Raw genomic sequence first — 23,526 nt, forward strand, 5'->3', positions numbered from 1 at the left:
TTTCAGTGACCTTACCGCCTGGCCGGCGCGCCCCCAAGAGGTAGCTGCGCTGAACTGACGAAAGGCTGGGCTGAACCAGGCTGGAGATCCGGAGAATCGGAAATCTCGAGCTGATACCGCGGTTGGCAATCATACCAGGCGGCTCGTGGGAATACTGGTTTGGGGTAGCCCACCCGCAGCAGGCAGAGGCCCTGCGGTGGTGCTGCCTCTTTCACTTCCACGCGTTGGCACTCGCGCCAGCGGCGCTCGAAGTCGGCGCCGCTGAGCCGCCCCTCGCCAACCGCCACGAGTTGGCTCAGCACCAGACGCACCATGCCGTACAGAAAACCGCTGGCTTGCAACTCGACGCTGATCAGGTCACCCTGGCGCTCCAAGCGCACCTCCTGAAGGGTGGTGCGGCCGTGGGCTCGGCGGCTGCCGGCTCGTTGAAAGGCAGAAAAGTCGTGTTCGCCCAGCATGGCCTCCAGGACCTGGCCCATGGCTTTTTCATCCAACCGGCGCTGATAGCGGTGCCAGCTCCAGGGGGCTAGGAACAGGTTGGGGGTGCGGGCGTTGTAGATCGTGTACCGGTACCGCCGGTAGCTAGCGCTGAAGCGGGCGTGCCAGCTGGGGTCGACCTCTACAGCCGCCAGGATGCGGATCGTGGCCGGTAGCCGACCATTGAGGGCCTTGGCCCAGCGCTCTGGTGGAATTGGCCCAGCAGCTTCGAAGTGTGCAACCTGGGCGGCAGCATGCACGCCCGTATCGGTGCGGCCAGCAGCCATGGTGCGATTGGGCCCCTGGGGGTCAAGCCCAGCTATCGCTTGCTCCAGGGTCTGCTGCACGCTGTGGGCATTGCGTTGCCGCTGCCAGCCGCAGTACGCGGAGCCGTCGTATTGCAGGCAAAGAGCGATGCGGCGCAGGGCGGGGGCGGGAGTCAGCACGGGCACCATGCAGCCATTAAAAAACCGCGGTGGGCTTACGCCACCGCGGCAGTTTGGAATCTCGCCAGACGGGGAGAGATTTAGACCAATTCGATGATGGCCATCTCGGCGTTATCGCCGCGGCGGGGAACGGTGCGGATGATGCGGGTGTAGCCACCTTGGCGCTCGCCATAGCGGTCTTGAGCTTTGTCAAACAGGGCATGAACCAACTGCTTGTCATAGATGTAACCGATGGCGCGGCGACGGGCAGACAGGCTGCCGTCCTTGGCCAGGCTGATCATGCGCTCAGCTTCATCGCGCAACGCCTTGGCACGGGCTTTGGTCGTGGTAACCCGACCTTCGCGGATCAGCTGGGTGGTGAGACCCCGCAGCATGGCTTTGCGTTGGTCGGCGGGGCGTCCCAGCATGGGGACTCGGCACTGGTGTCTCATAGGGCTGACTCAGGTGAGAAGGCTGTCGGTAAAGGGGCCGCCGATCAGGCGCTAGTGCGGCTCTGGGGCAGGGTGATGCCGATGCGCTCCAGCGCTTCGATCACCTCGTCGGCTGATTTGGAGCCGAAGTTTTTGATCTCCAGCAGATCTTCGTAGCTGAAGCCCATCAGGTCGGACACGGAGTTGACCTGGGCGCGCTTCAGGCAGTTGTAGGCCCGCACGGAGAGGTTGAGCTCTTCGAGAGGAATTTGGGCCTCGGCGGAGGGCTCGGGCTCAAGGCCGGGCTCTTCCACCATGGTCAAGCTGGCCAGGGGCTGGAACAGACCGATCAGCTGGTTGGCTGATTGGGCCATGGCGTCGTCTGGTGTGACGCTGCCATTGGTTTCGATCTCCAGGCGCAGTCTTTCGCGAGCGGATCCACCCTCACCAACGGCGGTTTCATCCACCGTGTAGTTGACCCGGCGCACGGGCTTGAACACAGCATCGATCTGAAGAAGGTCGATGGCGTTGGTGTCTTCGCTGTGGCGATTGACCGGCCGATAGCCAACACCACGCTCCACATGTACCTCCATTTCGAGGCTGTGGCCTTCAGCCACGGTGGCGATCAGGCGATCTGAATCGATTACCTGAACCTGGGAGGAGAACTGCAGATCCGCGGCGGTAACCGTCGCGGGGCCATTCACCACTAGGCGTCCGATCTCCAGCTCCCGGTTGCGGCTGCTAACGGAGATCTGCTTGCAGTTGAGCAGAATGTCGAGAACGTCTTCACGAACCCCGGGCACGGTGGCGTACTCGTGGTTGACTCCGGAAATGCGCACCGCGGTGATGGCACTGCCTTCGAGGCTGCCGATCAGGACGCGTCGCAGGGCATTGCCAAGCGTGGTGGCCTGGCCGCGATCGAGCGGGCCGATCAGGAAGGTGCCGGTCTGGGATCGGTCTTCCGCGACCTGGTGCTCAATGCGATCGATTTGGTAATGCAACACGGTCTGAAGGGTCGAAAGGTTGGAGAAAGCCCAGGGGGGCAGGAACGAAACGACAACTCAGACGCGACGGCGCTTGGAGCGACGGCAACCGTTGTGGGGAAGGGGAGTCACGTCGCGGATCAGGGTGATTTCAAGGCCGGCAACCTGCAGGGCTCGGATTGCGGTTTCGCGGCCTGAACCAGGACCCCTTACAAGGACTTCGATCTGGCGCATGCCCTGCTCGAGGGCGCGGCGTGCTGCTGCTTCAGCTGCGGTTTGGGCGGCAAAGGGTGTGCCTTTGCGGGCTCCTTTGAAGCCGCTAGCACCGGCGGAACTCCAGGAGATCACTTCTCCTGCGGTGTCAGTGATCGACACGATCGTGTTGTTGAAGGTGCTCTGAATGTGGGCAACGCCGTTGGGGACGTTGCGCTTCGTTTTCTTGGCGCCGGATTTTTTGGCTGGCTTTGCCATGGCGGAAAGGCCTGCTGGTGCAGGAGGTGATCAGGGGAACGTCGGTAGGCACCCTGGTGACGCCGGTCGCTTACGCAGTTGGCGGCAGGGTGGGAGCAGATGAAGGAAGGGGAAGCCTTACTTCTTCTTGCCGGCCACGGTTTTGCGAGCACCACGACGGGTGCGCGCATTGGTGCGTGTGCGCTGGCCGCGCACGGGCAGACCCATGCGATGGCGGCGACCGCGCACGCAGCCGATGTCTTGGAGGCGCTTGAGGGCCATGCCCTCTTGACGGCGCAGGTCGCCTTCGAGGGTGAAGGTTTCTGCAGCACCGCGCAACTTCTGTACGTCGGCGTCGCTGAGGTCTTTTACCCGGATGTCAGGGCTGACACCGGATTTGGCCAGAATCTTCTGGGCACGGGTAAGACCGATGCCATACACGTAGGTGAGGGCAATCTCGACGCGCTTTTCGCGTGGGATATCAACGCCGGCAATCCGAGCCACGTAGTAATTCGATGAGGGGGCAAGGGGCTCCGCCTGAGCGGAGCGGGGAAATGATGCACAGCTGGCCCCCGAAGGGGCGCTGGCTAGGGCTGGTCAGCCTTGGCGCTGCTTGTGCTTGGGATTGGTGCAGATCACCATCACCCGACCGTGGCGACGAATCACCCGGCATTTGTCGCACATTCTCTTGACCGAGGCACGAACCTTCATGGGAGTTGTGCTCTCCTAATTTGCAAACCGACAACCTACCACACGGGTCAACACCCTTCAGTGACTTAGCCGAGCAGGGCGGCGATCCGTTCGGCGATCGCATCGACGCTGCCATTGGCCTCAATGGCCTGCAGCAAGCCAAGCTGCTGATAGTGGTCAATAAGAGGTGCGGTCTGTTCCCGGTAGACCTCCAGCCGGTGGCGAATCACGCTTTCGTTGTCGTCAGAGCGCCCCCGGCTCAGGAGCCTTTGGATCAAGACGGCGTCGTCGAGCTCCATCAGCACCACCAGCTCGATCGGTTGTTGCAGCTCATCGAGCAACAGCCCCAGAGCCTCGGCTTGGGCGAGGTTGCGGGGAAAGCCATCCAGTAACCAGCCACCGCCGCCGCTGGCGGCCAGTGCTTCCAGCCGGCCACGCACAATCGCCAGCACCAGCGCATCGCTCACCAGCTCACCACGGGCCATTACGGCCTCGGCTTCCTTGCCCAGATCGCTGCCAGCAGCTACTTCCGCTCGCAGCAGGTCCCCCGTAGAGAGATGCAGCAGCTGGCGATCGGCGGCCAGTTGCTGGGCTTGGGTGCCCTTGCCAGCGCCGGGGGGGCCAAGGAAGAGGAGACGTTGCTTCATCGCTGAACTTGCGAGTTGGAGGAAAGGGTTGCTGCGAGGCCCGCAGGCAAGGGGCTGGTGCTCACTCGCGCACCATGCCCTCGTAGCGCTGGGAGATCACGTAGGTCTGCACTTGTTTGGCTGTGTCGATCGCAACGCCGACAAGAATCAGCAGGGAGGTGGCCCCCAGCCCCTGGAAGGTGCGCACCTGGGTGGCCCCTTCCACGGCTGAGGGAATGATCGCAACGGCGCCAAGGAACAAGCCGCCGAGCAGGGTGAGTCGGTTTTGCACGCCGCTCAGATAGCTGGCAGTGGCAGAGCCGGGCCGCACGCCAGGGATTGCCACCCCACTGCGTTTGAGGTTGGTGGCGATGTCCACCGGGTTTACGGTGAGTGAGGCGTAGAAGAAGCCGAAGCCGCAGATCAGGGCGAAGAACACCAAGGCGTACAGCCAGGGAGTGCTGCTGTTGGGGTTGAGATATCCCGCCAACTTGATCAGCCAAGGGTTGCGGGTGAGGTTGGCAATGGTGAGTGGCAGGAAAACCACGGCCGAGGCAAAAATGATCGGCATCACGCCGCCGGCGTTGAGCTTGAGCGGCAGATAGCTCTGGCGCGCCGCAAGCACCCCTGCCCCGCCCACTTGGCGCTTGGCGCTCACAATTGGGATGCGGCGGTTGCCTTCCTGCACAAAGATGATCCCCACGATCGTCAACAGGAAAACCAGCACCAGCACGACAATGCCGCCAACTGTGCTGCGGTCACCGCTCTGGGCCAGCTCGATCGTTGATCCCAGGGCCTTGGGCAGGGTGGCCACGATGTTGACGAAGATCACCAGCGAGGCGCCTTGACCGATGCCTCGCTCGGTGATCACCTCGCTGATCCACATCACCACCATCGAGCCTGTCACCAGGGCGAGGGCCGTTTGGATTACAAACACCGGCTCCGAAAGGCCCTCTGTGGCGTATTGCCGCAGGATCAGGGCAAAGACCAGGCTCTGCAGGATGCCCCAGCCCAGAGCTACGTAGCGGGTGATCTGGGCGATCTTGCGCCGGCCGGCCTCGCCCTCATTCTTCTGGAGGTCCTCCAGTTGGGGCAGGGCCGCGGTAAGCAGCTGAATAATGATCGAGGCGTTGATGAACGGCAGGATGCCCAGAGCGAAAACGCCGAGGGTGGACAGGCCGCCCCCGGTGAAGATGTCCAGGAACCCGATCAGCTGACCGCCCTGGGAGAGGAACTGCTGAAAGGCCACCCGGTCGATGCCTGGCATCGGGATGTAGATGCCCAGCCGGACCAGCAGCAGCAGGCCGAGGGTGGTTAGCACCCGGTCGCGCAGTCCCTTCGACTGGATCAGTTGGCTGAGGATTTCCCCGGCGCTTGGGTTGCGACCCCGGCTAACAAGCATGGCGGCGTGTGATGGACATGAAAAAACCGCCCATCAAGACCCTTGGCGTGCCCGGGGCTCGACTGGACGGCTCAGACCTTAGGGCGGAGGCCCGCAAGGCGATCAGATGACTTCGCAGCTGCCACCGGCAGCTTCGATCTTGGTGCGGGCGCTGGCAGTAAATGCGGCGGCCTGCACGGTGAGCTTGACGGAGAGCTCACCGTTGCCAAGCACCTTGAGGGGGTGCTTGGGGCTGGTCACGAGACCATCCTTCACCAGGGAATCGAGGCTGATGGTGCTGCCGGTTTTGCAGTCGGCGAGCTTGGCCACGTTGATGATCGTGAACTCTTTCTGGTTGACCAGCTCAAAGTGCTTGAGCTTGGGGATGCGGCGGTAGAGAGGCATTTGGCCACCCTCGAAGCCAGGACGGGTCGGCCGACCCGAACGGGACTTCTGGCCGCGCATGCCGAAACCGCAGCTGGCTCCCTGGCCTGCAGCAATGCCGCGACCCTTGCGGAGCTTGCGGCGCCGGGCGCCAGGGTTGGATTTGAGAGACTGGAGATTGAACGTCATGACGAGGCCTTAGGAGTAGATCTGCTCTAGGGAGATGCCCCGCTCCTTGGCGGTCTCCTTGTGCGTGCGAAGGCCGGCCAAAGCCTCCATCGCAGCGCGGGCGTTGTTGAGGGGGGTCTTGGATCCGAGGCGCTTGGCCAGCACATTTTTGATGCCGGCCAATTCGAGCACCGTGCGGATCGAGCCGCCCGCAATTACCCCGGTTCCCGGGGCTGCCGGGCGGATCAGCACGCTGGCGGCACCGTCGCGGCCGTTGCTGAGGGTAGGGATGGAGTTGTGACGGGTTAGGGGCACCTTGACCAGGTGCTTCTTGCCATCGGCTACGCCCTTACGGACGGCGCCGATCACGTCGCCGGCCTTGCCGACGCCCACACCTACTTGGCCCTTCTCGTTGCCAACGACAACGATGGCCCGGAAGCTCATCTTCTTGCCGCCTTTAACGGTTTTGGAAACGCGGCGGATTTGCACCACCCGCTCCTGCCATTCGGAGTCGCGCTCCTGGCCGCGACGGTTGTCGCGTCCGCGGCCGCCACCGCGACGGCTATCGCCGCCTCGGCCTTCAGCCCGACCACCGCGGCGATCCTGCTGGCCTTCGGCAGCAGCAGGTACATCCGAAGCGGCCGGGATGTCGTTGGACTGAACTTGATCGTTGGTTTCGGTCATGGTGAGAGCAGGGATCAGAACTGAAGGCCCGCTTCCCGGGCGGCGTCAGCCAGGGCCTTGACCCGGCCGTGGTACAGGTTGCCGCCTCGATCGAAGACCACCTGCTGGATGCCCTGGGCGAGCGCCCGTTTGGCTACCAGCTCGCCTACCGCCACGGAGGCATCACAGGTAGAGCTGGCGTCGAGGTTGGTGCGCAGGTCCTTGTCGAGGGTCGAAGCCGCACAGATGGTGTTCTGGGCGTCGTCGTCGATGACCTGGGCGTAGATGTGGTTGTTGGAGCGGAACACGGCCAACCGGGGACGGGAGGACGTGCCAGTGAGCTGACGACGCAGGCGGCGGTGACGCTTCTGGGTCTGCTGTTTGCGGGAGATGGATGACATTGCGATACAGGGTAACGACGCTCAGGCAGACCTCATTTCTTACCGGTCTTACCGGCCTTGCGCAGGATGCGCTCACCCTCGTACTTGATGCCCTTGCCCTTGTAAGGCTCAGGCGGACGAATGGCACGCACCTTGGCAGCTTCGTTGCCCACCAATTCCTTGTTGGCACCGGAGACAAACACGGTGGTGTTTCCCTCTACGGCGAAGGTGACGCCCTCGGGGGGCACCATCTCCACCTGGTGGCTGTAGCCAGCTGAGACCACAAGCTTTGTGCCTTGGACGGCGGCGCGATAGCCAACGCCAATAATTTCCAGCTTGCGGGTGTATCCCTGGCTGACGCCTTCCACCATGTTGGCGACAAGCGTGCGGCAGAGACCGTGGCGCTCGCGGGAGCGACGGGTTTCGCTGCTGGGGCTCACCACCAGGGTGTTGCCGTCCTGGGAGATCTGCACCCCTTCGGGCAGGGTGCGGCTGAGTTCGCCCTTAGGACCCTTCACGGTGACTGCCAAGCCATTGAGGCTGACACTCACCTTGTCGGGGAGGGGAATCGGCGCTTTACCAATACGAGACATGGATCAATCTCCCAGATTCAGTAGACGTAGCAGAGCACTTCGCCACCGACGCCCTGCTTACGGGCATCGCGGTCGCTCATCACCCCTTTCGACGTAGAGATGATGGCAACTCCCAGGCCGCCCAAAACTTTGGGCAACTGGCGATTGTTCTTGTAAATGCGCAGGCCTGGCTTGCTGACTCGCTGGACAGAGCGAATCGTGGGCTGGCGATGCTTGCCGCTGTACTTGAGCTCAAGCACCAAGTGCTTCGTGACGCCCTCACCTTCTTCGGTGATTGCGGCGATGAAGCCTTCCTGCTGCAGCACATTGGCGACGTTACGCACCAGTCGGGATGCAGGAATCTTGGTGGTCTCGTGGCGCTTCTCACTCGCATTGCGAATGCGGGTGAGCATGTCTGAAATTGGGTCGTGATTGGCCATGGTCGGGTCCGAAGAGGGCTCAGTTGCTGCGGAACGGCATTCCCATCTCGCGGAGGAGGGCCCGGCCCTCTTCGTCGTTACGGGCGTTGGTCACAATCGTGACGTCCATCCCCCGGATCGCATCGATTTTGTCGAAGGAGATCTCAGGGAAAATGATTTGTTCGCGGATCCCCAGGGTGTAATTCCCCCGGCCGTCAAAGCTCTTAGGGCTCACACCGCGGAAGTCGCGGATGCGAGGCAGAGCAAGATTGATTAGGCGCTCCAGGAAGGCATACATCCGCTCACCACGCAGGGTGACGGCGACACCGATTGGCATCCCCTGGCGAATTTTGAAGCCGGCGATTGCTTTTTTGGCTCGAGTCACCACCACTTTTTGGCCAGTGATTGTGGCCAGTTCAGTGATAGAGGCCTCGAGGGCTTTGGCATTCTGTGCCGCTTCGCCGAGGCCCCTGTTGATGGTGACTTTCACCACCTTGGGAACTTCGTGAATATTGGAGAGATTCAGGTCCTTTAGGAGTTTGGGCTGAATCGACTCCCGGTAGCGCTTTTTCAGTGACATGACGGGGAGAGGGGGGTGCGCTTCTGGTCTGGGTCAGAAGGCTGACAGGGACTGGAGTTGAAGTTGGCGGGGCATGTGCGAGTGATCGCGGGGCACGCCTCTGGAGCTCAATCGAGGATTTCTCCTGTCTTCTTGAGGCGACGCTTTTTAGTGCCGTCTTTCTCCACCACGATTTCGACGCGGCTTGCCACCTGTTTTGAGCTGGAGTAGAGCATCACATTCGAGGCATGCACAGAGGCTTCCTCGGTGACGATGCGACCACTCTCGCCTTCCTGGGTGGGTTTGACGTGGCGGGTACGCAGGTTGATTCCCTGCACTACGACCCGATTTTCATAGGGAAGGGTGCGTAGCACCTCTCCGGTTTTGCCCTTGTCCTTGCCGGAGATCAGCTGGACGGTGTCACCCTTTTTGACGCGCATCTTGATGCGCTCAGCGGGTTTTGCCTTGGGAGTTGCGGTCGCCATTTCAGATGACCTCCGGAGCGAGGGAAACGATCTTGGTGAAGTTGCGCTCGCGCAGTTCACGGGCAACCGGGCCGAAGACTCGGGTTCCCTTGGGGTTGTTGTCGTTACCCAAGATCACGGCTGCGTTGTCGTCAAACCGGATTGAATTGCCGGTGTCACGGCGCAGGGTGGCTTTGGTGCGCACCACTACCGCTTTGACCACATCCGATTTTTTGACACCCATGTTGGGCATGGCATCCTTGACGGCTGCCACGATCACGTCGCCCACGTGGGCGTAGCGACGGTTGGTGCCGAGCACCCGGATGCATTGGATGCGCTTGGCGCCGCTGTTATCAGCGACGTTTAAATAGGTTTCTTGTTGGATCATTAGGAGTTCTCCTCAACCGGCGGTGCTTTTGGTGAGAACTTCGGCCACGGTCCAGCGCTTGGTGCGACTGAGCGGCCGGGTCTCTGTGATGCGAACCCGGTCACCCACTTTGCAGCTGTTCGCTTCATCGTGGGCTTTGTATCTGGTGGTGCGGCTGACCGTCTTTTGATAGATGGGATGGGGGAAGCGGTTTTCCACCGCCACCACCACCGTTTTGTCCATCTTGTCGCTGACGACGGTGCCGACCCTTTCCTTGAGTGCCATGGGGATCGAGGGGGTATCAGGAGGCTGAAGCAGCCGTGGCGGCGGAGCGTTGCTGCTCCTGCTGCACCGTCATCAGGTGGGCCAGCTTGATGCGAGCCTCCTTGAAGCGGTGAGTAGTTTCCAGCCGGCGGGTGGCTTGCTGGAAGCGCAACTCAAACAGTTCACGCCTGGTGGCATTGACCTGTTCGTTGATCTGGTCACCGGTGAGCTTGCGCACATCGGCGATGTTGGGTTTTGCCATCGGTCAGGCCTCCACTGGGGCTGCGGTTTCCTGATCCGCCAGGCTCAGGAATTTGGTCTTGAGGGGAAGCTTGAACTGCGCCAGGCGCATGGCTTCCTTGGCGATCTCGGGGGTGATTTCAGGACCACCCATTTCAAACAGAATGCGCCCCGGTTTGATTACGGCCACCCAGAATTCCGGGTTGCCCTTACCGGAACCCATACGGGTTTCGGCGGCGCGCATGGTGACTGGTTTGTCAGGGAAGATCCGGATCCAGATCTTGCCGCCGCGTTTGACGTGGCGGGTCATGGCTCGGCGGCTGGCTTCAATCTGGCGGGAGGTGATCCAGCCACATTCCTGGGCCTGCAGTGCAAACTCCCCGAAGGCAATCGTGTTGCCCCGGGTAGCGACACCGCGCATGCGGCCTCGCTGTTGTTTGCGGAATTTGACGCGTCTTGGACTCAGCATGGTTCAGGGCTCCGGATCACTCTTTGTTAGAGCGGTCTTCAAACTGTTGCGGCTGCCGGCTGGTCCGGCGGCGGGGCGCAGCACCAACGGGCAACTGCTCTTTCTGGCCAGGTAGCACCTCGCCTTTGAAAATCCACACCTTGATACCCAGCACTCCGTAGGTGGTGCTGGCCAGCTTGGTTGCGTAGTCGATGTCGGCACGCAGGGTGTGCAGGGGCACGCGACCTTCCCGGGTCCATTCGGTCCGGGCGATCTCGGCGCCGTTGAGTCGGCCAGCCACCATGATTTTCAGGCCGAGCACGCCAGCCCGCTGGGCCCGTTGCACGGCCATGCGGATGACGCGGCGGAAGGCAACGCGCTTCTCCAGTTGCTGGGCGATGTATTCAGCCAGCAAGAACGAGTCGGCATCGACCCGCTCTACCTCCACCACGTTGATGCGCACCTGACGGTTGGCATCACCGAGGGTTTTCTGAATGCCGGTACGTAGCTCCTCGATGCCGCTGCCCTGACGGCCAACAAGCACGCCGGGACGGGCGGTCTTGAGTTCAACTTCTAGTTGATCTGCCTTACGGGCAATAAGCACGTCGCTGATGCCTGCGGCGCCGTACTTCTTATGGACGAACTTGCGAATGCGGTCGTCTTCCTGAAGCAGGATTGGATAGGTCTTACTTGGGGCGTACCAACGCGAGCGGTGATCCTGGGTAATCCCCAGGCGCAGGCCGGTTGGATGGATCTTGTGTCCCATCTTTCGGTGTCCTCGGGGGTTAGGTGGAAGGAGCCACAGCAATGCTGATGTGGCAGGTTTGTTTTTTGATCGCGTAGGCACGACCCTGGGCGCGTGGGCGGAAGCGCTTCAGGCAGGGACCCATGTCGGCGATCGCTGAAGCGATTACCAATGTCGAGGGGTCCAGGCCGAGATTGTTCTCGGCGTTAGCCACAGCCGAGCGCAACACCTTGGTGATTGGGCCGGTTGAGCGGTAAGGCATGAACTCGAGCATGATCAGGGCCTCGCGATAGCTGCGGCCACGGATCTGGTCGAGAACTCTTCGCACCTTGGATACGGAACCGCGGATGAAGCGGCCGTGGGCGAGAGCCTGGTTGGAAGGTGTGTTTGCCATAGCGTCAGCGGCCTCCTTTCTTATCCTTGATGTGGCCCCGGAAGGTGCGGGTGGGGGCAAATTCCCCGAGTTTGTGGCCCACCATCTGTTCCGTCACGTAGACGGGAACATGGGATTTGCCGTTGTGAACGGCAATGGTGTGGCCGATCATCATCGGCAGGATGGTGGAAGCACGTGACCAGGTTTTGATCACGGACTTGTCATCTGCGCCGTTTTGCTTTTCAACCTTGCGAAGCAGGCTGTCGGCAACAAACGGTCCTTTTTTGAGCGAACGTCCCATGGTTGATTAAGCGAACAGCAAAGCGGTGTTGATCATCAGGAATCGCGTCCGCCACGGCTCCGTTTGGAGGTACGGCGACGTTTCCGGAGCACAAACCGATTGCTGGGTTTGTTCCGCTTACGGGTTTTGTAGCCAAGGGCAGGCTTGCCCCAGGGGGTGACCGGACCAGAGCGTCCGATCGGGGCACGGCCCTCACCACCACCGTGAGGGTGGTCGCAGGGGTTCATCACCGATCCACGCACTTCAGGCCGGCGACCAAGCCAGCGCTTGCGACCAGCCTTGCCCAGGCTGGTGTTGCGCACTTCGGAGTTGCCAACTTCACCAAGGGTGGCGTAGCACTCGCGGCGCACAAGGCGCACCTCGGTGGAAGGCAGCTTCAGGGCTACGTAGTCGCCCTCTTTGGCAACCACTTGGGCACTGGCACCAGCCGTGCGGACCATCTGGCCGCCCCGACCGGCATAGAGCTCCACGTTGTGAACGCTGGAGCCGAGGGGGATGGCAGAAAGAGGCAGGGCATTCCCCGTTTCAATCGGCGACTCGGGTCCGGAGATCACCTGCTGTCCGATCTCAATGCCAGCCGGAGCAAGGATGTAGCGCTTCTCGCCATCGGCGTAGAAGAGCAGCGCTAGGCGGGCGTTGCGGTGCGGGTCGTAGTGGATGGCCGCCACTTTGGCGACGACTCCCAGCTTGTCGCGGCGGAAATCGACGATGCGGTAGAGGCGCTTGTGACCACCGCCGCGGTGGCGGCAGGTGATCACGCCACGGTTGTTGCGGCCTTTGCGGCGGTGTTTGGCGACCACCAAGCCTCGCTCCCGTTCGCGGCCAGTTACTTCGGAGAAGTCACTGGCGACACGGGTACGGGTGCCGGGGGTGATGGGTCGGTATTTACGGATAGCCATTTCTTTTCAGACCCCTCAGGACTCAGGGAACAGCTGGATGGCATTGCCTTCGGCGAGGCGCACCACTGCTTTCTTCACTTGGGCACGTTTGCCGGCGAAGCGGCCCACCCGCCTGGAGCGGCGAGGGGGGTTCATGGTGCTGATGCCGATGACTTTGACGTCGAACAGCTGTTCAACGGCAGCCTTGATGTCGGGTTTTGCAGCCCGATGGTCCACCTCAAAGGTGTACTGGTTCTGCTCGAGGGCCCGGGTGGCCTTCTCGGTGATCAGCGGCCGACGGATCACATCCGCAAGCCGGCTCGAAAAACGTTCAGCCATCGCCGTAGACCTCCTGAATCTTCGCGAGTGCTTCCTCGCTCACCACCAACTTGTTGGCGTGGAGCAAATCAAACACGTTGAGCTGATCCGCAGCGATCAGCTTGACCTTCTCGAGGTTGCGCACCGAGCGGCGCACGGCCTCGGAGGCTCCGTCGAGCACCACCAGCACCTTGGTGCCGGCTTCGATACCAAGCCGGCGGAGGCCGGCGGTGATTTCCTTGGTTTTGGGGGTATCGAGCCCAATGCCAAAGCCCTTGACCACGGTGATGTCGTTGATGCGACTCATCAACGCGGTGCGCAGGGCCAGGCGACGCTCCTTGCGGTTCATCGCCAGGGTGTAGCTGCGGGGCTTGGGACCAAACACCACGCCACCGCCGGGGCGGAGGGGGGTTCGAATCGAGCCTTGGCGGGCCCGACCCGTGCCCTTTTGCTTGTAGGGCTTGCGGCCGCCACCGGCTACTTCCGCGCGGGTAAGCGTGCTGGCCGTGCCCTGACGGGCGTTGGCCAGCTGACGGACCACGGCGCGATGCACCAAGTCTGTGGCAGAAGATTCCTTAGCGACTTTGAGTTCAAGGGCAGCCTTGCCGGCCTCCTTGCCTTGCCAGTCGCGAATTACACAATTAGCCATTGGTTTTCTCCTCAGTTCCCGGCTTTGGCGCCCACCCGGTTCGCCGGGCGGATGTTGAGCAGGGCGCCAGGCTTGCCGGGCACCGAACCCTTCACTACCAGCAAGTTGCGCTCAACATCCACTTTGAGGATGACGAGGCCGCGGGTGGTGATTTGTTTGCCGCCGTAGCGGCCCGCCATGCGCTTGCCTGGGTAGACGCGGCCCGGCGTGGTGCCAGCGCCGATCGAGCCAGGCTCCCGGTGGTTCTTGGAACCGTGGGTCATGGGGCCCCTGCTGAAGCCGTGCCGCTTTTGGAGGCCGGAGAAGCCACGGCCCATGGTGTCGCCGCTCACATCAACCTTTTGACCAGGCTCAAAGGCCGTCACGGAGATGGAGCCACCCAGCTCAAGGCCATCCACGCTGTCGACCCGATATTCCTTCAGGTGGCGCAGGACCTCATCACCAGATTTGGCTAGATGCCCCTTGGCTGGCTTGTTCACGAGCTTTTCGCGAATGTCGCCAAAGCCAAGCTGAACGGCGTTGTAGCCGTCGGTGCTGGTGCTTTTGAGTTGGGTGATGCGGCAAGGACCCGCCTCGATCAAGGTGACCGGGATGGACTTGCCCTCGTCGTTGAAGAACTGGGACATGCCCAATTTCTTCCCAAGAATGCCGATAGACATAGGAGGGGAAACAACGCCAGCTGGACCACCGGGCGCAGTGAGCAAGGGGCTCATGCACGACGGTGAAACTGAAGCGGTCAGGATTTTGCCTGGCTCGGCCGAGGGGCCGCTCTTCGCCGCGGAAGCACGGGCTTCCATCAACGGGTTGCGATTTCCAAGGGCTAGCGAGGCTGATCTGATTCGGATCAGCGCGGCTGGGACTTATCGGAACCGGACTGGACTCAACAGACGTGAGAGCGGTGCGTTCTGACAGTTTCCCGACGGGACCTGCAACCTTTTAAAGCTGCTGGAACCGTGCTGGCCGAGGACGATCACCACCACTGGTGATCGTGTGCCGTGATCTGGAGGCCCGGCTAGCGGTCGGGCACATATCAATGGCACAGTTGATGAACATACCCCACCACCTAACCCGTCCTGGGCTGTCAAAGTGGTGCCTAGCTAGCAATTACCCGTAATGCCCCTGCTGCTCTCCGGTCGCGGTTTCCGCCAGGACCTTGAGCGCGCTGGTGCTCTGGCCCTATTTGCTCCCCTTGAGGGTGGCGCAGAGACTCGCTTGATGCGCCGGATGCGGGCTGTTGGTTATCGGGCCCAGCTCACATCGGCGCGGGGCCTTGGTGACCCTGAGGCCTTTCTTCTGCAGTTGCACGGTGTGCGTCCGCCCCACCTTGGTCACCAGAGCGTGGGCAGGGGCGCAGCCGTGGGCGAGGTGCAGCGGGTGATGCCCCAATTGGGGGCTTTGCTCGAGGGCACGCAGCCGATCCTGCTGTGGTTGTTGGAGGGTCAGGTTCTTTCTCAGGCTGAGTTGGGCTCCTTGATTGCCCTCTGCCAGCGTGAGCCTCGCCTCAAGCTTGTGGTTGAGATGGGCGGTTCCCGTGAACTGCGCTGGCAGCCCCTTGAGCAGCTGCTTGACGCCTGAGGAGGCTCTCGCCTCAGGCCGCTGGGTCAAGTTGATCTGTGGGGCTAGCAACCAGGATCTGGCTGGGATCGAAGACCTCTGCGGCATTTTTTCTCTGGCCGGGGTGCACTGCATAGATGGCGCGGTAGATGCGGCTGTAGTGGCTGCGATCCGCCGCGGGATTGATTGGGCCGAATCCCGTGGCGCCAGTCGCCCCTGGCTGATGTTGAGCCTCAGCGATGGCGACGATCCCCATTTCCGTAAGGCTTGGTTCGACCCCGCCTGCTGCCCGCCGGCCTGCCCCCGCCCCTGTGAGCGGGTTTGTCCTGCCTTGGCCATCGGGTTTGCTGCTACTGGCGCTCCAGGAGTGTTGGCGGAGCGCTGCTATGGCTGTGGCCGCTGCCTGCCTGCTTGCCCCCACGGAATGATTGAGGAGCGGAGTCAGGTACTGGCAGGGGCGGATGTGCCTCCCCTGCTTGCGGAGTTGCGCCCTGATGCGGTGGAACTCCACACTCACCCCGGTCGCGGCGTGGCCTTTGCAGAGCGGGTTAGCCAGCTGCGGGCCAGTGGCGTGCAGCTGCAGCGGCTGGCGGTGAGTGCGGGTCTTGAGGGCACAGCCCAGTCGCCCGCTGCTTTGGTAGCGGAGCTATGGCAGCGCTTCAGCCTGCTGCGCGGCGCCGGCTTTCGTCCCCTCTGGCAGTTCGATGGCCGGCCGATGAGTGGTGATGTGGGGGCGGGTACGGCCCGAGCGGCCGTCAAGTTGGTTGCGGCCGTGCTCCCCCAGGCTCCCCCCGGCCCAGTGCAGCTGGCTGGGGGCACCAACGCTCACACGCTGCCGCAGTTGACGAGCTATCCCTTGCAGCATCGAATCGCTGGCGTCGCCTTTGGTGGCGTGGCTCGCCGGCTGTTGCAGCCCCTGCTATTGGAGGCCCAGGGGCGGGGACGCTCTTTGCTGGCCGATGCCGAGCTTTTCCCCCTTGCCCTGGGGCTGGCTCGGGAGCTTGTTAATCCCTGGCTAGAACGTACCTAGTGCCTTGCGATTCGGTGTCCAGCCCTGCTTTGATCGCCCCCCAGCGCGTCACCGACGACCTCGATCGCCTGCTGGCCCTGCTGCCTGAGGTGGTGCAGGCGGTCCTGGCGACTGCCGAGTCGCGTGAACAGTTGTTGGAGGTTGTGCTCGACCTGGGACGGGTGCCCGAGGCCCGTTATCCGGGTCAGGTAATCGCCCTGGGCAATCAGCCCCTGGAGCGCGCCGACCTGGCTGCAGTGGTGGAGCGACTCGGCAGCTTCGGCGGCGACAACCGTGCCGGCATTGAGCGCACCCTGCATCGCATCAGTGCGATCCGCAACCGCACCGGCACGATCGTGGGGCTCACCTGCCGGGTGGGCAGAGCAGTGTTTGGCACAGTGGCGATGGTGCGCGACCTGCTCGATGCAGGCGAGTCGCTGCTGTTGATGGGGCGCCCTGGTGTGGGCAAGACCACCGCCCTGCGCGAGATCGCCCGGGTGTTGGCCGACGACCTGGGCAAGCGGGTGGTGGTGATTGATACCAGCAATGAAATCGCCGGGGATGGCGACATTCCCCATCCCGCCATCGGCGGCGCCCGGCGCATGCAGGTAGCCCGGCCGGAGCTTCAGCACCAGGTGATGATCGAGGCTGTGGAAAACCACATGCCCGAGGTGATCGTTATTGACGAGATCGGCACCGAGCTGGAAGCCCAGGCGGCTCGCACCATTGCCGAGCGTGGCGTGATGCTCGTGGCCACGGCCCATGGTAATGCCATCGAAAACTTGATCAAAAACCCCACCCTCTCCGATTTGGTGGGTGGGATTCAGGCGGTGACGCTCGGCGATGAGGAGGCCCGCCGCCGCCGCACGCAGAAAACCGTGTTGGAGAGGGCTGCCGAGCCCACTTTTGCCATGGCGGTTGAGATGCACAGCCGCCATCGTTGGCATGTGCACAGGGATGTGGCCCGCACGGTTGACATGCTGCTGCGGGGCCAAGTGGGGCGTCCCGAGATCCGGGAGCTTGGCGCTGATGGGCAGCTGCAGCGGCAACAGGAGTCAGCGCCTGCCCTAGCCGCCAGGGAGGCGGTGGCGCCGCGGCCCCATGGGCGACAACGGCTGGCGGCCGCACCCCTGCCTGAGTTCGAGGATGCTGACGCGGCGTCAGAGCGCCCAGCGGTTGAAGCCGCTGCAGCGATGTTGCGGGTGTACGGAGCGGGCCTCAGCCTGGGGCCGTTGGAGCAGGTGGTGCGGGCCCGTCAGTTGCCCGTGGAGCTGGTGGGCAGTGTCGAGCTCGCTGACGCGGTACTCAGCCTGCGTCAACATCTCGGCCGTGATCCCCATGTGCGCCGTCAGGCGCAAGACCTGGGCCTGCCGATTTTGGTCCTTAAGTCGGCGGCCCCGCCCCAGCTGCAGCGCGCCCTAGAGCGGCTGCTCCAGCGTCATCGTGAGGGCCAGGCGCAAAAGGATCCAGGCGCAGTGGCTGCCTGCAGCGCCCAGGCCGATGACGTACTCGCCGGGCTCGAGGAATGCCGGCTGGCGGTTGAACAGGTGGTGTTGCCCCACGGCCAGCCCGTAGAGCTGCTGCCCCGCAGCGAGAGGGTGCGACTGATGCAGGCGGAATTGGCTGATCGCTACCGGCTACGCACCGCTGTGTTTGGTCGCGGTGTGGAGCAGCGACTGCGGCTATTTCCTGTCTGAGCTAGGAGCCGGTGGCTGCGGCGGTTGACGAAGGACCGGGCGCTATGGGTAACTATCTTGGTACCCGGAAATTCCGGTTGAGCCCATCCGTTAGGTTTGGCTCAAGCTCTTTCAGAGCGCCATTGGGTCGTCGCCAAGCGGTAAGGCAGCGGTTTTTGGTACCGCCATTCCTAGGTTCGAATCCTAGCGACCCAGTTTTGATCCATGTCTTTCGCTCCCCCTGCTGCGACTAGCTTTTGGGCTCGATCTGGCCCCTTGATCGTTTTTGATTTCGACGGGGTGCTGATGGACGGCATGCCCGAATACTGGTGGTCGGCCAGGGCGGCGGCCCTGCAGCTGGCTCCAGAGCTGGTGCTCCCTGAGCAGGCACCGGCAGGTTTCACGAGCTTGCGGCCCCTGATTCACAAGGGTTGGGAAATGGTGCTGATGGCAGCGGAGCTGGGCCGCCCGGCTCTCAATCTGGAGGAGTTGCTCGCCGATTACGACGGGGCCTTGCCTGCCGCTCTGGCCCGTTGGGGGTGGCAGCCGGAGCGGCTGCAGCGCCAGCTCGAGCAGGTCCGCAATGCCGCCATCGCTGAAGCGCCTGCTGCCTGGCTTTCCCGCCACAGGCTTTACTCGGGGGTGAAGGAGCGATTACAGCGCTTGGGGCAGGAAGGTGCCGACTGGGTGGTGCTCACCACCAAGGGCGCCGCTTTTGCGGCCAGGCTGTTGGCGGCTGCGGCTCTAGAGCCTTCCGCCCTTTATGGCCACGAGCACGGCAGCAAGCCCGAGGTGCTGCACCAGCTGCTGGATCAGGGGCGCCCGCTCTGGTTTGTCGAAGACCGACGCCCCACGCTGGCAACGGTGCGGGCCGATTACCGCTTGGCATCGGTTCGTTGTTTTTTGGTGAGTTGGGGGTATTTGCGCCCCCAGGACGCTGAGGCTTTGCCGGCTGACATTGGCTGGCTGACGCCGGAGCTATTTGCTGCCCCCCTGGCGCAATGGCCCCAGTGAGCTAGAGTACGCTCGTACTATAAGCAATTGATACGCCGGCCCGCTTTAGGGGCACTTGCTGCTTAGAGGCCGCAGGATGGCCGTCTTCGGGTTTGCCTGGAGGTCGTGCCTGCGGGTCATGCCGATTTACGGCTCGCCCCCCGCCCTGCTTTGCGTCTTTGCGGCCTGTTCCTTCGCATTTGATTGCTGTTATGCCCGCTACCCCTAACTCCTCCTCCAGCCCTTCCGTGCCCCCTGCTTCCCGCGCCTCAGCCAGTTCTGCTTCGGCTTCTGCCTCTTCTGCAGCTACCGCCTCTTCAGCTACTAATTCTGCGGCTACTGCCTCTTCAGCTAATAATTCGACTGCCGATAGCCGGGCAGCCGCCGAGCGCGACAAGGCCTTGGGGCTTGTCTTGAATCAGATCGAGCGCAATTTCGGCAAGGGTTCGATCATGCGCCTGGGGGATGCGTCCCGCATGCGGGTGGAAACCATCGGCACTGGGGCCCTCACCCTGGATCTGGCCTTGGGTGGGGGCTATCCCAAGGGCCGCGTAGTTGAGGTCTATGGGCCGGAGAGTTCCGGTAAGACCACCCTCACGCTGCATGCCATTGCTGAGGTGCAGAAGCGAGGTGGTGTGGCCGCTTTTGTGGATGCGGAGCATGCCCTCGACCCCGTCTATGCAGCGGCTCTTGGCGTTGACATTGAAAACCTGCTGGTTTCCCAACCGGATACCGGTGAGATGGCCTTGGAGATCGTCGACCAGCTGGTGCGTTCAGCGGCCGTGGACATCGTGGTGATCGACTCGGTGGCGGCCTTGACCCCCCGCGCTGAAATTGAAGGTGAAATGGGGGACCTGGCTGTGGGTGCCCAGGCTCGCCTAATGAGCCAGGCCATGCGCAAGATCACCGGCAACATCGGTAAATCCGGCTGCACCGTGATCTTCCTCAACCAGCTGCGCCAGAAGATCGGTGTCACCTACGGCAATCCGGAAACCACCACCGGTGGTAACGCCCTCAAGTTTTATGCATCGGTGCGCTTGGACATTCGCCGGATTCAGACCCTCAAGCGGGGCACCGAGGAGTACGGCATCCGCGCCAAGGTGAAGGTGGCAAAAAACAAAGTCGCCCCGCCTTTCCGGATCGCCGAATTCGACATCCTGTTTGGCCGTGGCATCAGCACCCTGGGCTGTTTGCTCGACCTGGCCGAGGAGACCGGTGTGGTGATCCGCAAAGGCGCCTGGTATAGCTACGAGGGCGACAACATTGGTCAGGGCCGGGACAACACGATCACCTGGTTGGAGCAAAACCCAGCCCAGGCTGAGGTGATTGAGCAACTCACTCGGCAAAAGCTGAAGGAGGGCTCAGAGGTCACCGCCAATTCCATGAAGCCCCTCGCCGCGGCTGCTAAGGCGGCTGTTGCAGCATCAGGGCTCGCTGAAGCGGGCGATGGCCTCGAAGAGTTGCTGGTGGCCAGCTGAGCGGCTTCTTGCCCCAGCTCAAGGGAGCGTGAATGCTCCCTTGAGCTGGTTGGGATTAGGTAGGTTGGCTGGGGATTGAGCTCGCGGTCCTTTGGCTGCCACGGGGCTTTGGAGCACCTGGGCGACTCGCTGTAGCTCCTGGATGGCTTCGGCTCCTTCCAGCTTCACCAGTTCGTGGCCATCGCGGGATTCCACCCAGCTGATGCCGAAATCGGAAACTAAAAACCGCACCATGTGGTTCGCGTCGAGGTTGGCGACGAAGGAGGCTCCGTGACCATCCCGGCCATCACCGCAGACGTAGCAGGTGGCAGCAATGTCTCGGTCTTGAAGGCTTTTGGCGAGAGCCTGAAGACTCATCACCAGGTCGTGAACCACAGATCTGTACTGCTCGGCTAAGCGTGGGAACACGACGACCCGACGGATTCAAAAGATCCTAATCTTTTCTTCAGGATTTGGTGGGTCAGCCGTCGGACAGGTTCCACCAGCCGGCTGCGGGGCCGACAAAACGCACCGTCAGCCAGAACAGCACCAGGGCGCCGATGCCTATCCAGGCCCCTTTGGTGGTGAGGGTGACGAAGCGATCAGCCTGGTTGCGAGTCAGGGGCAGCCAGGCTGCGACGCGTGGCGAGGTGTCAATTTCTTTTGGCCGTTTTGGCTTAACCAGCTTGGGTGGCAGACCCTGAATGCTGCGACGCTTGGCTTCCCCCATGGCCTCCACTACTTAGATGGTGAAGTCAGGATCCCACGTCAGTGAGGCAGTAGGCGGGTGAGGTTGATCCAGGGTTCTAGGGCCGCAAGCACCTGGCGGCCCCAGCTCCGCCCCCGCAGTCGCCCATCCAGTACGGCCAGCCGGCCAGCGCCCTCGCGCCTAAGCCCCGCTACACCGAGCTGCAAACGGGTGAGGGCGTCTGGCAACAGGCCCTCTCGGAACCAATCGCGACCCTCCCGCCGCAGGGCCATTACTCGCGCAGCGGTGAGTGGATCTTCGAGGCTGGCGATCGGCAGCAGGGCGATCACGATCTGGCTTGGCAGCGGCAGCCGGGCCTGCTGCTCGAGCCACCAGCACCAGCGGGCACAAATCACCCCATTGCCTTCGGGCGCGGTGCTCTCGTGCACTACTCGACTGCCGAATTCCGCCGCCAGCCCACTGGTCAGTCCTAATCGCAGGGCGTCGTCATCGATCAGCACGACCGTTAGCCCAGCTTGGCCAAGGATCAGGCGCCGGCTTTGCTCGAGCAGGTGCTGTCCGTAGTTCGGGCTATTCGGCAGCGGTTGGCGCAGCGGCGCAAATAGGGGCAGGGGGTCGGCAAGGGGCGCATCGCCGAGATTCAGCTCCACAACCGGCTTCAGCCCCAATTCACTCCCAGGCGCAAGTTGGCCCAGCAGCACCGCACCCCGCCGCTCCAGCAGGCCGCGCAGCACCGCCAAGGGCTCGAGGGGGTGGCGGTGCAGTTGCCATTGCAGCAGTTGGGGATTCAGCTCGGCCCAGCTGGTCCAGCCGTCGCCCTTGGCGGCCAGCCAGTCGGGCCATGGCGCGGGTAGGGGGCTTAGCAGCTGCAGTAGGTGGCGCAGGGGGGCTTCGTCGTCTGGGGCCAGGGCCACCAGCTGGTTGGGACGGTGGGGGGCGCTGAGCACCCGGCGATTGAGCCGTTGGTGCAGGCTCAGCAGGCTGGACTCGGCCGCGGGCTGGGCCCGCCGCAGTTGGTCCCAGTGCTGGGGCGTGACCACCACCTCCAGGGCTTGGCGCAGCAGGGTGTCGAGCTGTTCCGCTTCCGGAATCACCAGTTGGCGCTCCCCCAGCCAGCCCTTTTGCCAGGCCGCCACCAGCTGTTGATGGTTAAGCAACCAGACGCGGGCATCTTCTGGTGCTCGGTCGCCCTCGAAGCAGGGCAGGGCCATGCTTGGTTCGGCCTTTGCCAGCCTGGGCAACTCCACCTGTAGAAGGCGTTGGCGTTGGGCCTCGCCTACCACTATTGCCAGGGGGCACTCGCTCAGGGCCAGGGGTACCAGCAGGCTGATCCACCAGCTGGGTTCGCTGCCTGGTGCCAATCGCACCAGGGTGTGGTCGCTGCGGCGCAGGCTGCGGGCCACCAAGCGGCTGAGGCTGAGGTGGTGGGGCCAGGGAGCACTGCCCTCCTGGCGCAATAGGTCTTTGAGTTGCTGATGGGCGCGGGCTTCGAGCATTCCCAGCCAACCAACAGATCAAAAGCGTAGGAAGCTGGCGGGATGGCTCCTGCGCCCCGATGACTTCCGATTCCTTGCCCAGCCCCCAGGCTCGTGGTCACAGCACTGCCAATCCGTGGCGGCAGGGGCCCGTGGGGATTGTGGGCTTGGGATTGATTGGCGGCTCCCTGGGGCTGGATCTGCAGCACCAAGGCGTGGAGGTGCGTGCCTTAGTGCACCGTGAGGCCACCGCCGAGCGAGCCCGGCAGCGGCTCCTGGCTACCGAGGTGGGCACCAACCCCGCCGTGCTGGCCGGCTGCAGCCTGGTGGTGCTGGCCCTGCCCTTAGACCGGCTGCTGGAGCCGCCGCAAGAGTTGGTGGCGGCGTTGCCACCGCAAGCGGTGATTACCGATGTGGGTTCGGTGAAGGCGCCGGTGCTGGAGCTCTGGCAGGGCCTGCATCCCCGTTTTGTCGCCAGTCATCCGATGGCCGGTACGGCCGAGGCGGGCGTGGAGGCGGGGCAGCAGGGGTTGTTTCACGGGCGCCCTTGGGTGGCCACGCCCGCTGCCGCCACCGATCCGCAGGCGCTGGCGGATGTGCGGGCCCTGGCGCAGCTGCTGGGTGCCCAGTGGCTTACCTGCGCTGCTGCCGCCCACGATCAAGCCGTGGCCCTGATCTCTCACCTGCCGGTGCTGGTGAGTGCGGCCCTGCTGCAGACGGCAGATCGGGCCAGCGCCGCGGGCTCCGGGGATCTAGCCGTCCTAGTGCGTGCCCTGGCCTCCAGTGGCTTTGCCGACACCACCCGCGTGGGCGGCGGCAACCCGGAGCTGGGCAGCCTGATGGCCCGCTGCAACCGCGAGGCGCTGCTGCTCGCCATAGCCAGCTACCGCACCCAGCTGGAAGCCCTGGAGCAGCAGGTGAGCCAGGGGGATTGGCAGGGCTTGCGGCAGGAGCTCGATCGCAGCCAGGAGTTGCGGCCGCAGTTTCTCTGATCTCCC

General features: G+C 63.1%; 35 protein-coding genes and 1 tRNA gene. 7 read left to right on the forward strand and 29 right to left on the reverse strand.

All coding sequences use genetic code 11. From position 1 onward, the window contains the following. Positions 1-11 precede the first annotated feature (11 nt). From truA to rplC, 26 genes are all read right to left on the reverse strand, one after another. Positions 12-932: a tRNA pseudouridine(38-40) synthase TruA gene (gene truA, locus KBZ22_RS08900; RefSeq protein ID WP_255021735.1), complete on the reverse strand. Its 921-nt coding sequence runs from the start codon at positions 930-932 to the stop codon at positions 12-14. Positions 933-1,003: 71 nt separating this feature from the next. Next, positions 1,004-1,354: a 50S ribosomal protein L17 gene (gene rplQ, locus KBZ22_RS08905; RefSeq protein WP_106632400.1), complete on the reverse strand. Its 351-nt coding sequence runs from the start codon at positions 1,352-1,354 to the stop codon at positions 1,004-1,006. A 44-nt stretch (positions 1,355-1,398) separates the two neighbouring features. Next, the gene (locus KBZ22_RS08910) at positions 1,399-2,337 is read right to left on the reverse strand and encodes a DNA-directed RNA polymerase subunit alpha (protein ID WP_254941851.1); all 939 of its coding nucleotides are present in this window, start codon (positions 2,335-2,337) and stop codon (positions 1,399-1,401) included. Between the two features lie 57 nt (positions 2,338-2,394). Beyond that, positions 2,395-2,787, reverse strand: coding sequence for a 30S ribosomal protein S11 (rpsK, locus tag KBZ22_RS08915; RefSeq protein WP_010311626.1), 393 nt, complete (start codon positions 2,785-2,787; stop codon positions 2,395-2,397). A 117-nt stretch (positions 2,788-2,904) separates the two neighbouring features. Further along, positions 2,905-3,270, reverse strand: coding sequence for a 30S ribosomal protein S13 (gene rpsM, locus KBZ22_RS08920; RefSeq protein ID WP_106632398.1), 366 nt, complete (start codon positions 3,268-3,270; stop codon positions 2,905-2,907). 93 nt (positions 3,271-3,363) lie between these two features. Further along, positions 3,364-3,477, reverse strand: a complete 114-nt coding sequence (gene rpmJ, locus KBZ22_RS08925; RefSeq protein ID WP_048018126.1) for a 50S ribosomal protein L36 — start codon at positions 3,475-3,477, stop codon at positions 3,364-3,366. 65 nt (positions 3,478-3,542) lie between these two features. Beyond that, a complete protein-coding gene (locus KBZ22_RS08930; protein WP_254998954.1) occupies positions 3,543-4,103 on the reverse strand; it encodes an adenylate kinase in 561 nt (186 codons plus the stop codon). Between the two features lie 61 nt (positions 4,104-4,164). Continuing rightward, a complete protein-coding gene (secY, locus tag KBZ22_RS08935; RefSeq protein ID WP_255021736.1) occupies positions 4,165-5,484 on the reverse strand; it encodes a preprotein translocase subunit SecY in 1,320 nt (439 codons plus the stop codon). Positions 5,485-5,586: 102 nt separating this feature from the next. Then, complete coding sequence (rplO, locus tag KBZ22_RS08940) at positions 5,587-6,036, reverse strand: 50S ribosomal protein L15 (protein ID WP_106632395.1); 450 nt, start codon at positions 6,034-6,036, stop codon at positions 5,587-5,589. 9 nt (positions 6,037-6,045) lie between these two features. Further along, positions 6,046-6,699 carry a 30S ribosomal protein S5 gene (rpsE, locus tag KBZ22_RS08945; RefSeq protein ID WP_106632394.1) on the reverse strand — a complete coding sequence of 218 codons (654 nt, stop codon included), beginning with the start codon at positions 6,697-6,699 and terminating at the stop codon, positions 6,046-6,048. Between the two features lie 14 nt (positions 6,700-6,713). Beyond that, positions 6,714-7,079: a 50S ribosomal protein L18 gene (rplR, locus tag KBZ22_RS08950; RefSeq protein WP_106632393.1), complete on the reverse strand. Its 366-nt coding sequence runs from the start codon at positions 7,077-7,079 to the stop codon at positions 6,714-6,716. Between the two features lie 32 nt (positions 7,080-7,111). Then, the gene (gene rplF / locus KBZ22_RS08955) at positions 7,112-7,651 is read right to left on the reverse strand and encodes a 50S ribosomal protein L6 (protein ID WP_254937630.1); all 540 of its coding nucleotides are present in this window, start codon (positions 7,649-7,651) and stop codon (positions 7,112-7,114) included. Positions 7,652-7,668: 17 nt separating this feature from the next. Beyond that, positions 7,669-8,070 carry a 30S ribosomal protein S8 gene (gene rpsH, locus KBZ22_RS08960; RefSeq protein ID WP_254998955.1) on the reverse strand — a complete coding sequence of 134 codons (402 nt, stop codon included), beginning with the start codon at positions 8,068-8,070 and terminating at the stop codon, positions 7,669-7,671. Positions 8,071-8,089: 19 nt separating this feature from the next. Further along, the gene (gene rplE, locus KBZ22_RS08965) at positions 8,090-8,629 is read right to left on the reverse strand and encodes a 50S ribosomal protein L5 (RefSeq protein WP_254941848.1); all 540 of its coding nucleotides are present in this window, start codon (positions 8,627-8,629) and stop codon (positions 8,090-8,092) included. A gap of 107 nt (positions 8,630-8,736) precedes the next feature. Beyond that, positions 8,737-9,093, reverse strand: coding sequence for a 50S ribosomal protein L24 (rplX, locus tag KBZ22_RS08970; protein ID WP_106632389.1), 357 nt, complete (start codon positions 9,091-9,093; stop codon positions 8,737-8,739). Between the two features lies 1 nt (position 9,094). Next, positions 9,095-9,460, reverse strand: a complete 366-nt coding sequence (gene rplN / locus KBZ22_RS08975; RefSeq protein ID WP_106632388.1) for a 50S ribosomal protein L14 — start codon at positions 9,458-9,460, stop codon at positions 9,095-9,097. A 12-nt stretch (positions 9,461-9,472) separates the two neighbouring features. Further along, the gene (gene rpsQ, locus KBZ22_RS08980) at positions 9,473-9,724 is read right to left on the reverse strand and encodes a 30S ribosomal protein S17 (protein WP_255021737.1); all 252 of its coding nucleotides are present in this window, start codon (positions 9,722-9,724) and stop codon (positions 9,473-9,475) included. Positions 9,725-9,740: 16 nt separating this feature from the next. Further along, the gene (gene rpmC, locus KBZ22_RS08985) at positions 9,741-9,965 is read right to left on the reverse strand and encodes a 50S ribosomal protein L29 (RefSeq protein ID WP_106632387.1); all 225 of its coding nucleotides are present in this window, start codon (positions 9,963-9,965) and stop codon (positions 9,741-9,743) included. Between the two features lie 3 nt (positions 9,966-9,968). Then, positions 9,969-10,412 carry a 50S ribosomal protein L16 gene (rplP, locus tag KBZ22_RS08990; RefSeq protein ID WP_254941846.1) on the reverse strand — a complete coding sequence of 148 codons (444 nt, stop codon included), beginning with the start codon at positions 10,410-10,412 and terminating at the stop codon, positions 9,969-9,971. A 16-nt stretch (positions 10,413-10,428) separates the two neighbouring features. Then, entirely contained in the window at positions 10,429-11,157 is a 729-nt protein-coding gene (gene rpsC / locus KBZ22_RS08995; RefSeq protein WP_106632385.1) for a 30S ribosomal protein S3, read from the reverse strand. 19 nt (positions 11,158-11,176) lie between these two features. Beyond that, a complete protein-coding gene (gene rplV / locus KBZ22_RS09000) occupies positions 11,177-11,530 on the reverse strand; it encodes a 50S ribosomal protein L22 (RefSeq protein ID WP_106632384.1) in 354 nt (117 codons plus the stop codon). Between the two features lie 4 nt (positions 11,531-11,534). Further along, a complete protein-coding gene (gene rpsS / locus KBZ22_RS09005) occupies positions 11,535-11,810 on the reverse strand; it encodes a 30S ribosomal protein S19 (RefSeq protein WP_106632383.1) in 276 nt (91 codons plus the stop codon). 35 nt (positions 11,811-11,845) lie between these two features. Continuing rightward, positions 11,846-12,709 (reverse strand): 50S ribosomal protein L2, encoded by an 864-nt coding sequence (gene rplB, locus KBZ22_RS09010; protein WP_254937624.1) that lies wholly within the window; start codon positions 12,707-12,709, stop codon positions 11,846-11,848. Positions 12,710-12,724: 15 nt separating this feature from the next. Next, entirely contained in the window at positions 12,725-13,027 is a 303-nt protein-coding gene (locus KBZ22_RS09015) for a 50S ribosomal protein L23 (protein ID WP_094560045.1), read from the reverse strand. Then, complete coding sequence (gene rplD / locus KBZ22_RS09020) at positions 13,020-13,655, reverse strand: 50S ribosomal protein L4 (protein ID WP_255021738.1); 636 nt, start codon at positions 13,653-13,655, stop codon at positions 13,020-13,022. The genes KBZ22_RS09015 and rplD overlap by 8 nt, the downstream gene beginning before the upstream one ends. Positions 13,656-13,666: 11 nt before the next feature. Beyond that, positions 13,667-14,314: a 50S ribosomal protein L3 gene (gene rplC / locus KBZ22_RS09025; protein ID WP_106632380.1), complete on the reverse strand. Its 648-nt coding sequence runs from the start codon at positions 14,312-14,314 to the stop codon at positions 13,667-13,669. A gap of 454 nt (positions 14,315-14,768) precedes the next feature. Here rplC and KBZ22_RS09030 point away from each other — a divergent pair, with 454 nt between their 5' ends. The 6 genes from KBZ22_RS09030 to recA all read left to right on the forward strand — a co-directional run bounded on the left by KBZ22_RS09030 (position 14,769) and on the right by recA (position 20,365). Then, on the forward strand, positions 14,769-15,230 hold the full coding sequence (locus KBZ22_RS09030; protein ID WP_255021739.1) for an NAD(P)H-quinone oxidoreductase subunit N: 462 nt from the start codon (positions 14,769-14,771) through the stop codon (positions 15,228-15,230). Continuing rightward, entirely contained in the window at positions 15,208-16,239 is a 1,032-nt protein-coding gene (locus KBZ22_RS09035; RefSeq protein WP_255021740.1) for an LdpA C-terminal domain-containing domain, read from the forward strand. Before KBZ22_RS09030 ends, KBZ22_RS09035 begins: the two co-directional genes overlap by 23 nt. Positions 16,240-16,271: 32 nt before the next feature. Next, a complete protein-coding gene (locus KBZ22_RS09040; protein WP_255021769.1) occupies positions 16,272-17,915 on the forward strand; it encodes an AAA family ATPase in 1,644 nt (547 codons plus the stop codon). Between the two features lie 123 nt (positions 17,916-18,038). Next, positions 18,039-18,110, forward strand: a tRNA-Gln gene (locus tag KBZ22_RS09045). A 60-nt stretch (positions 18,111-18,170) separates the two neighbouring features. Further along, positions 18,171-18,908 carry an HAD family hydrolase gene (locus tag KBZ22_RS09050; protein ID WP_396111890.1) on the forward strand — a complete coding sequence of 246 codons (738 nt, stop codon included), beginning with the start codon at positions 18,171-18,173 and terminating at the stop codon, positions 18,906-18,908. A gap of 191 nt (positions 18,909-19,099) precedes the next feature. Further along, positions 19,100-20,365, forward strand: coding sequence for a recombinase RecA (recA, locus tag KBZ22_RS09055; protein WP_255021742.1), 1,266 nt, complete (start codon positions 19,100-19,102; stop codon positions 20,363-20,365). Between the two features lie 18 nt (positions 20,366-20,383). Here recA and KBZ22_RS09060 read toward each other — a convergent pair whose 3' ends face one another. The 3 genes from KBZ22_RS09060 to KBZ22_RS09070 are packed head-to-tail and all read right to left on the reverse strand — an operon-like array spanning position 20,384 to position 22,549. Next, positions 20,384-20,773, reverse strand: a complete 390-nt coding sequence (locus KBZ22_RS09060) for a DUF1815 family protein (RefSeq protein WP_255021743.1) — start codon at positions 20,771-20,773, stop codon at positions 20,384-20,386. A 52-nt stretch (positions 20,774-20,825) separates the two neighbouring features. Next, positions 20,826-21,074 carry a DUF2839 domain-containing protein gene (locus KBZ22_RS09065; RefSeq protein WP_254941839.1) on the reverse strand — a complete coding sequence of 83 codons (249 nt, stop codon included), beginning with the start codon at positions 21,072-21,074 and terminating at the stop codon, positions 20,826-20,828. A 38-nt stretch (positions 21,075-21,112) separates the two neighbouring features. Then, positions 21,113-22,549, reverse strand: coding sequence for a helicase (locus KBZ22_RS09070; protein ID WP_255021744.1), 1,437 nt, complete (start codon positions 22,547-22,549; stop codon positions 21,113-21,115). Between the two features lie 59 nt (positions 22,550-22,608). On the opposite strand from KBZ22_RS09070, the gene KBZ22_RS09075 reads away from it, so the two are divergent. Beyond that, on the forward strand, positions 22,609-23,520 hold the full coding sequence (locus KBZ22_RS09075; RefSeq protein ID WP_255021745.1) for a prephenate/arogenate dehydrogenase: 912 nt from the start codon (positions 22,609-22,611) through the stop codon (positions 23,518-23,520). Positions 23,521-23,526 lie beyond the last annotated feature (6 nt).

The sequence above is a fragment of the Cyanobium sp. L1E-Cus genome, from assembly GCF_024345755.1.
In the GTDB taxonomy this organism is placed as follows: Bacteria; Cyanobacteriota; Cyanobacteriia; order PCC-6307; family Cyanobiaceae; genus Cyanobium_A; species Cyanobium_A usitatum.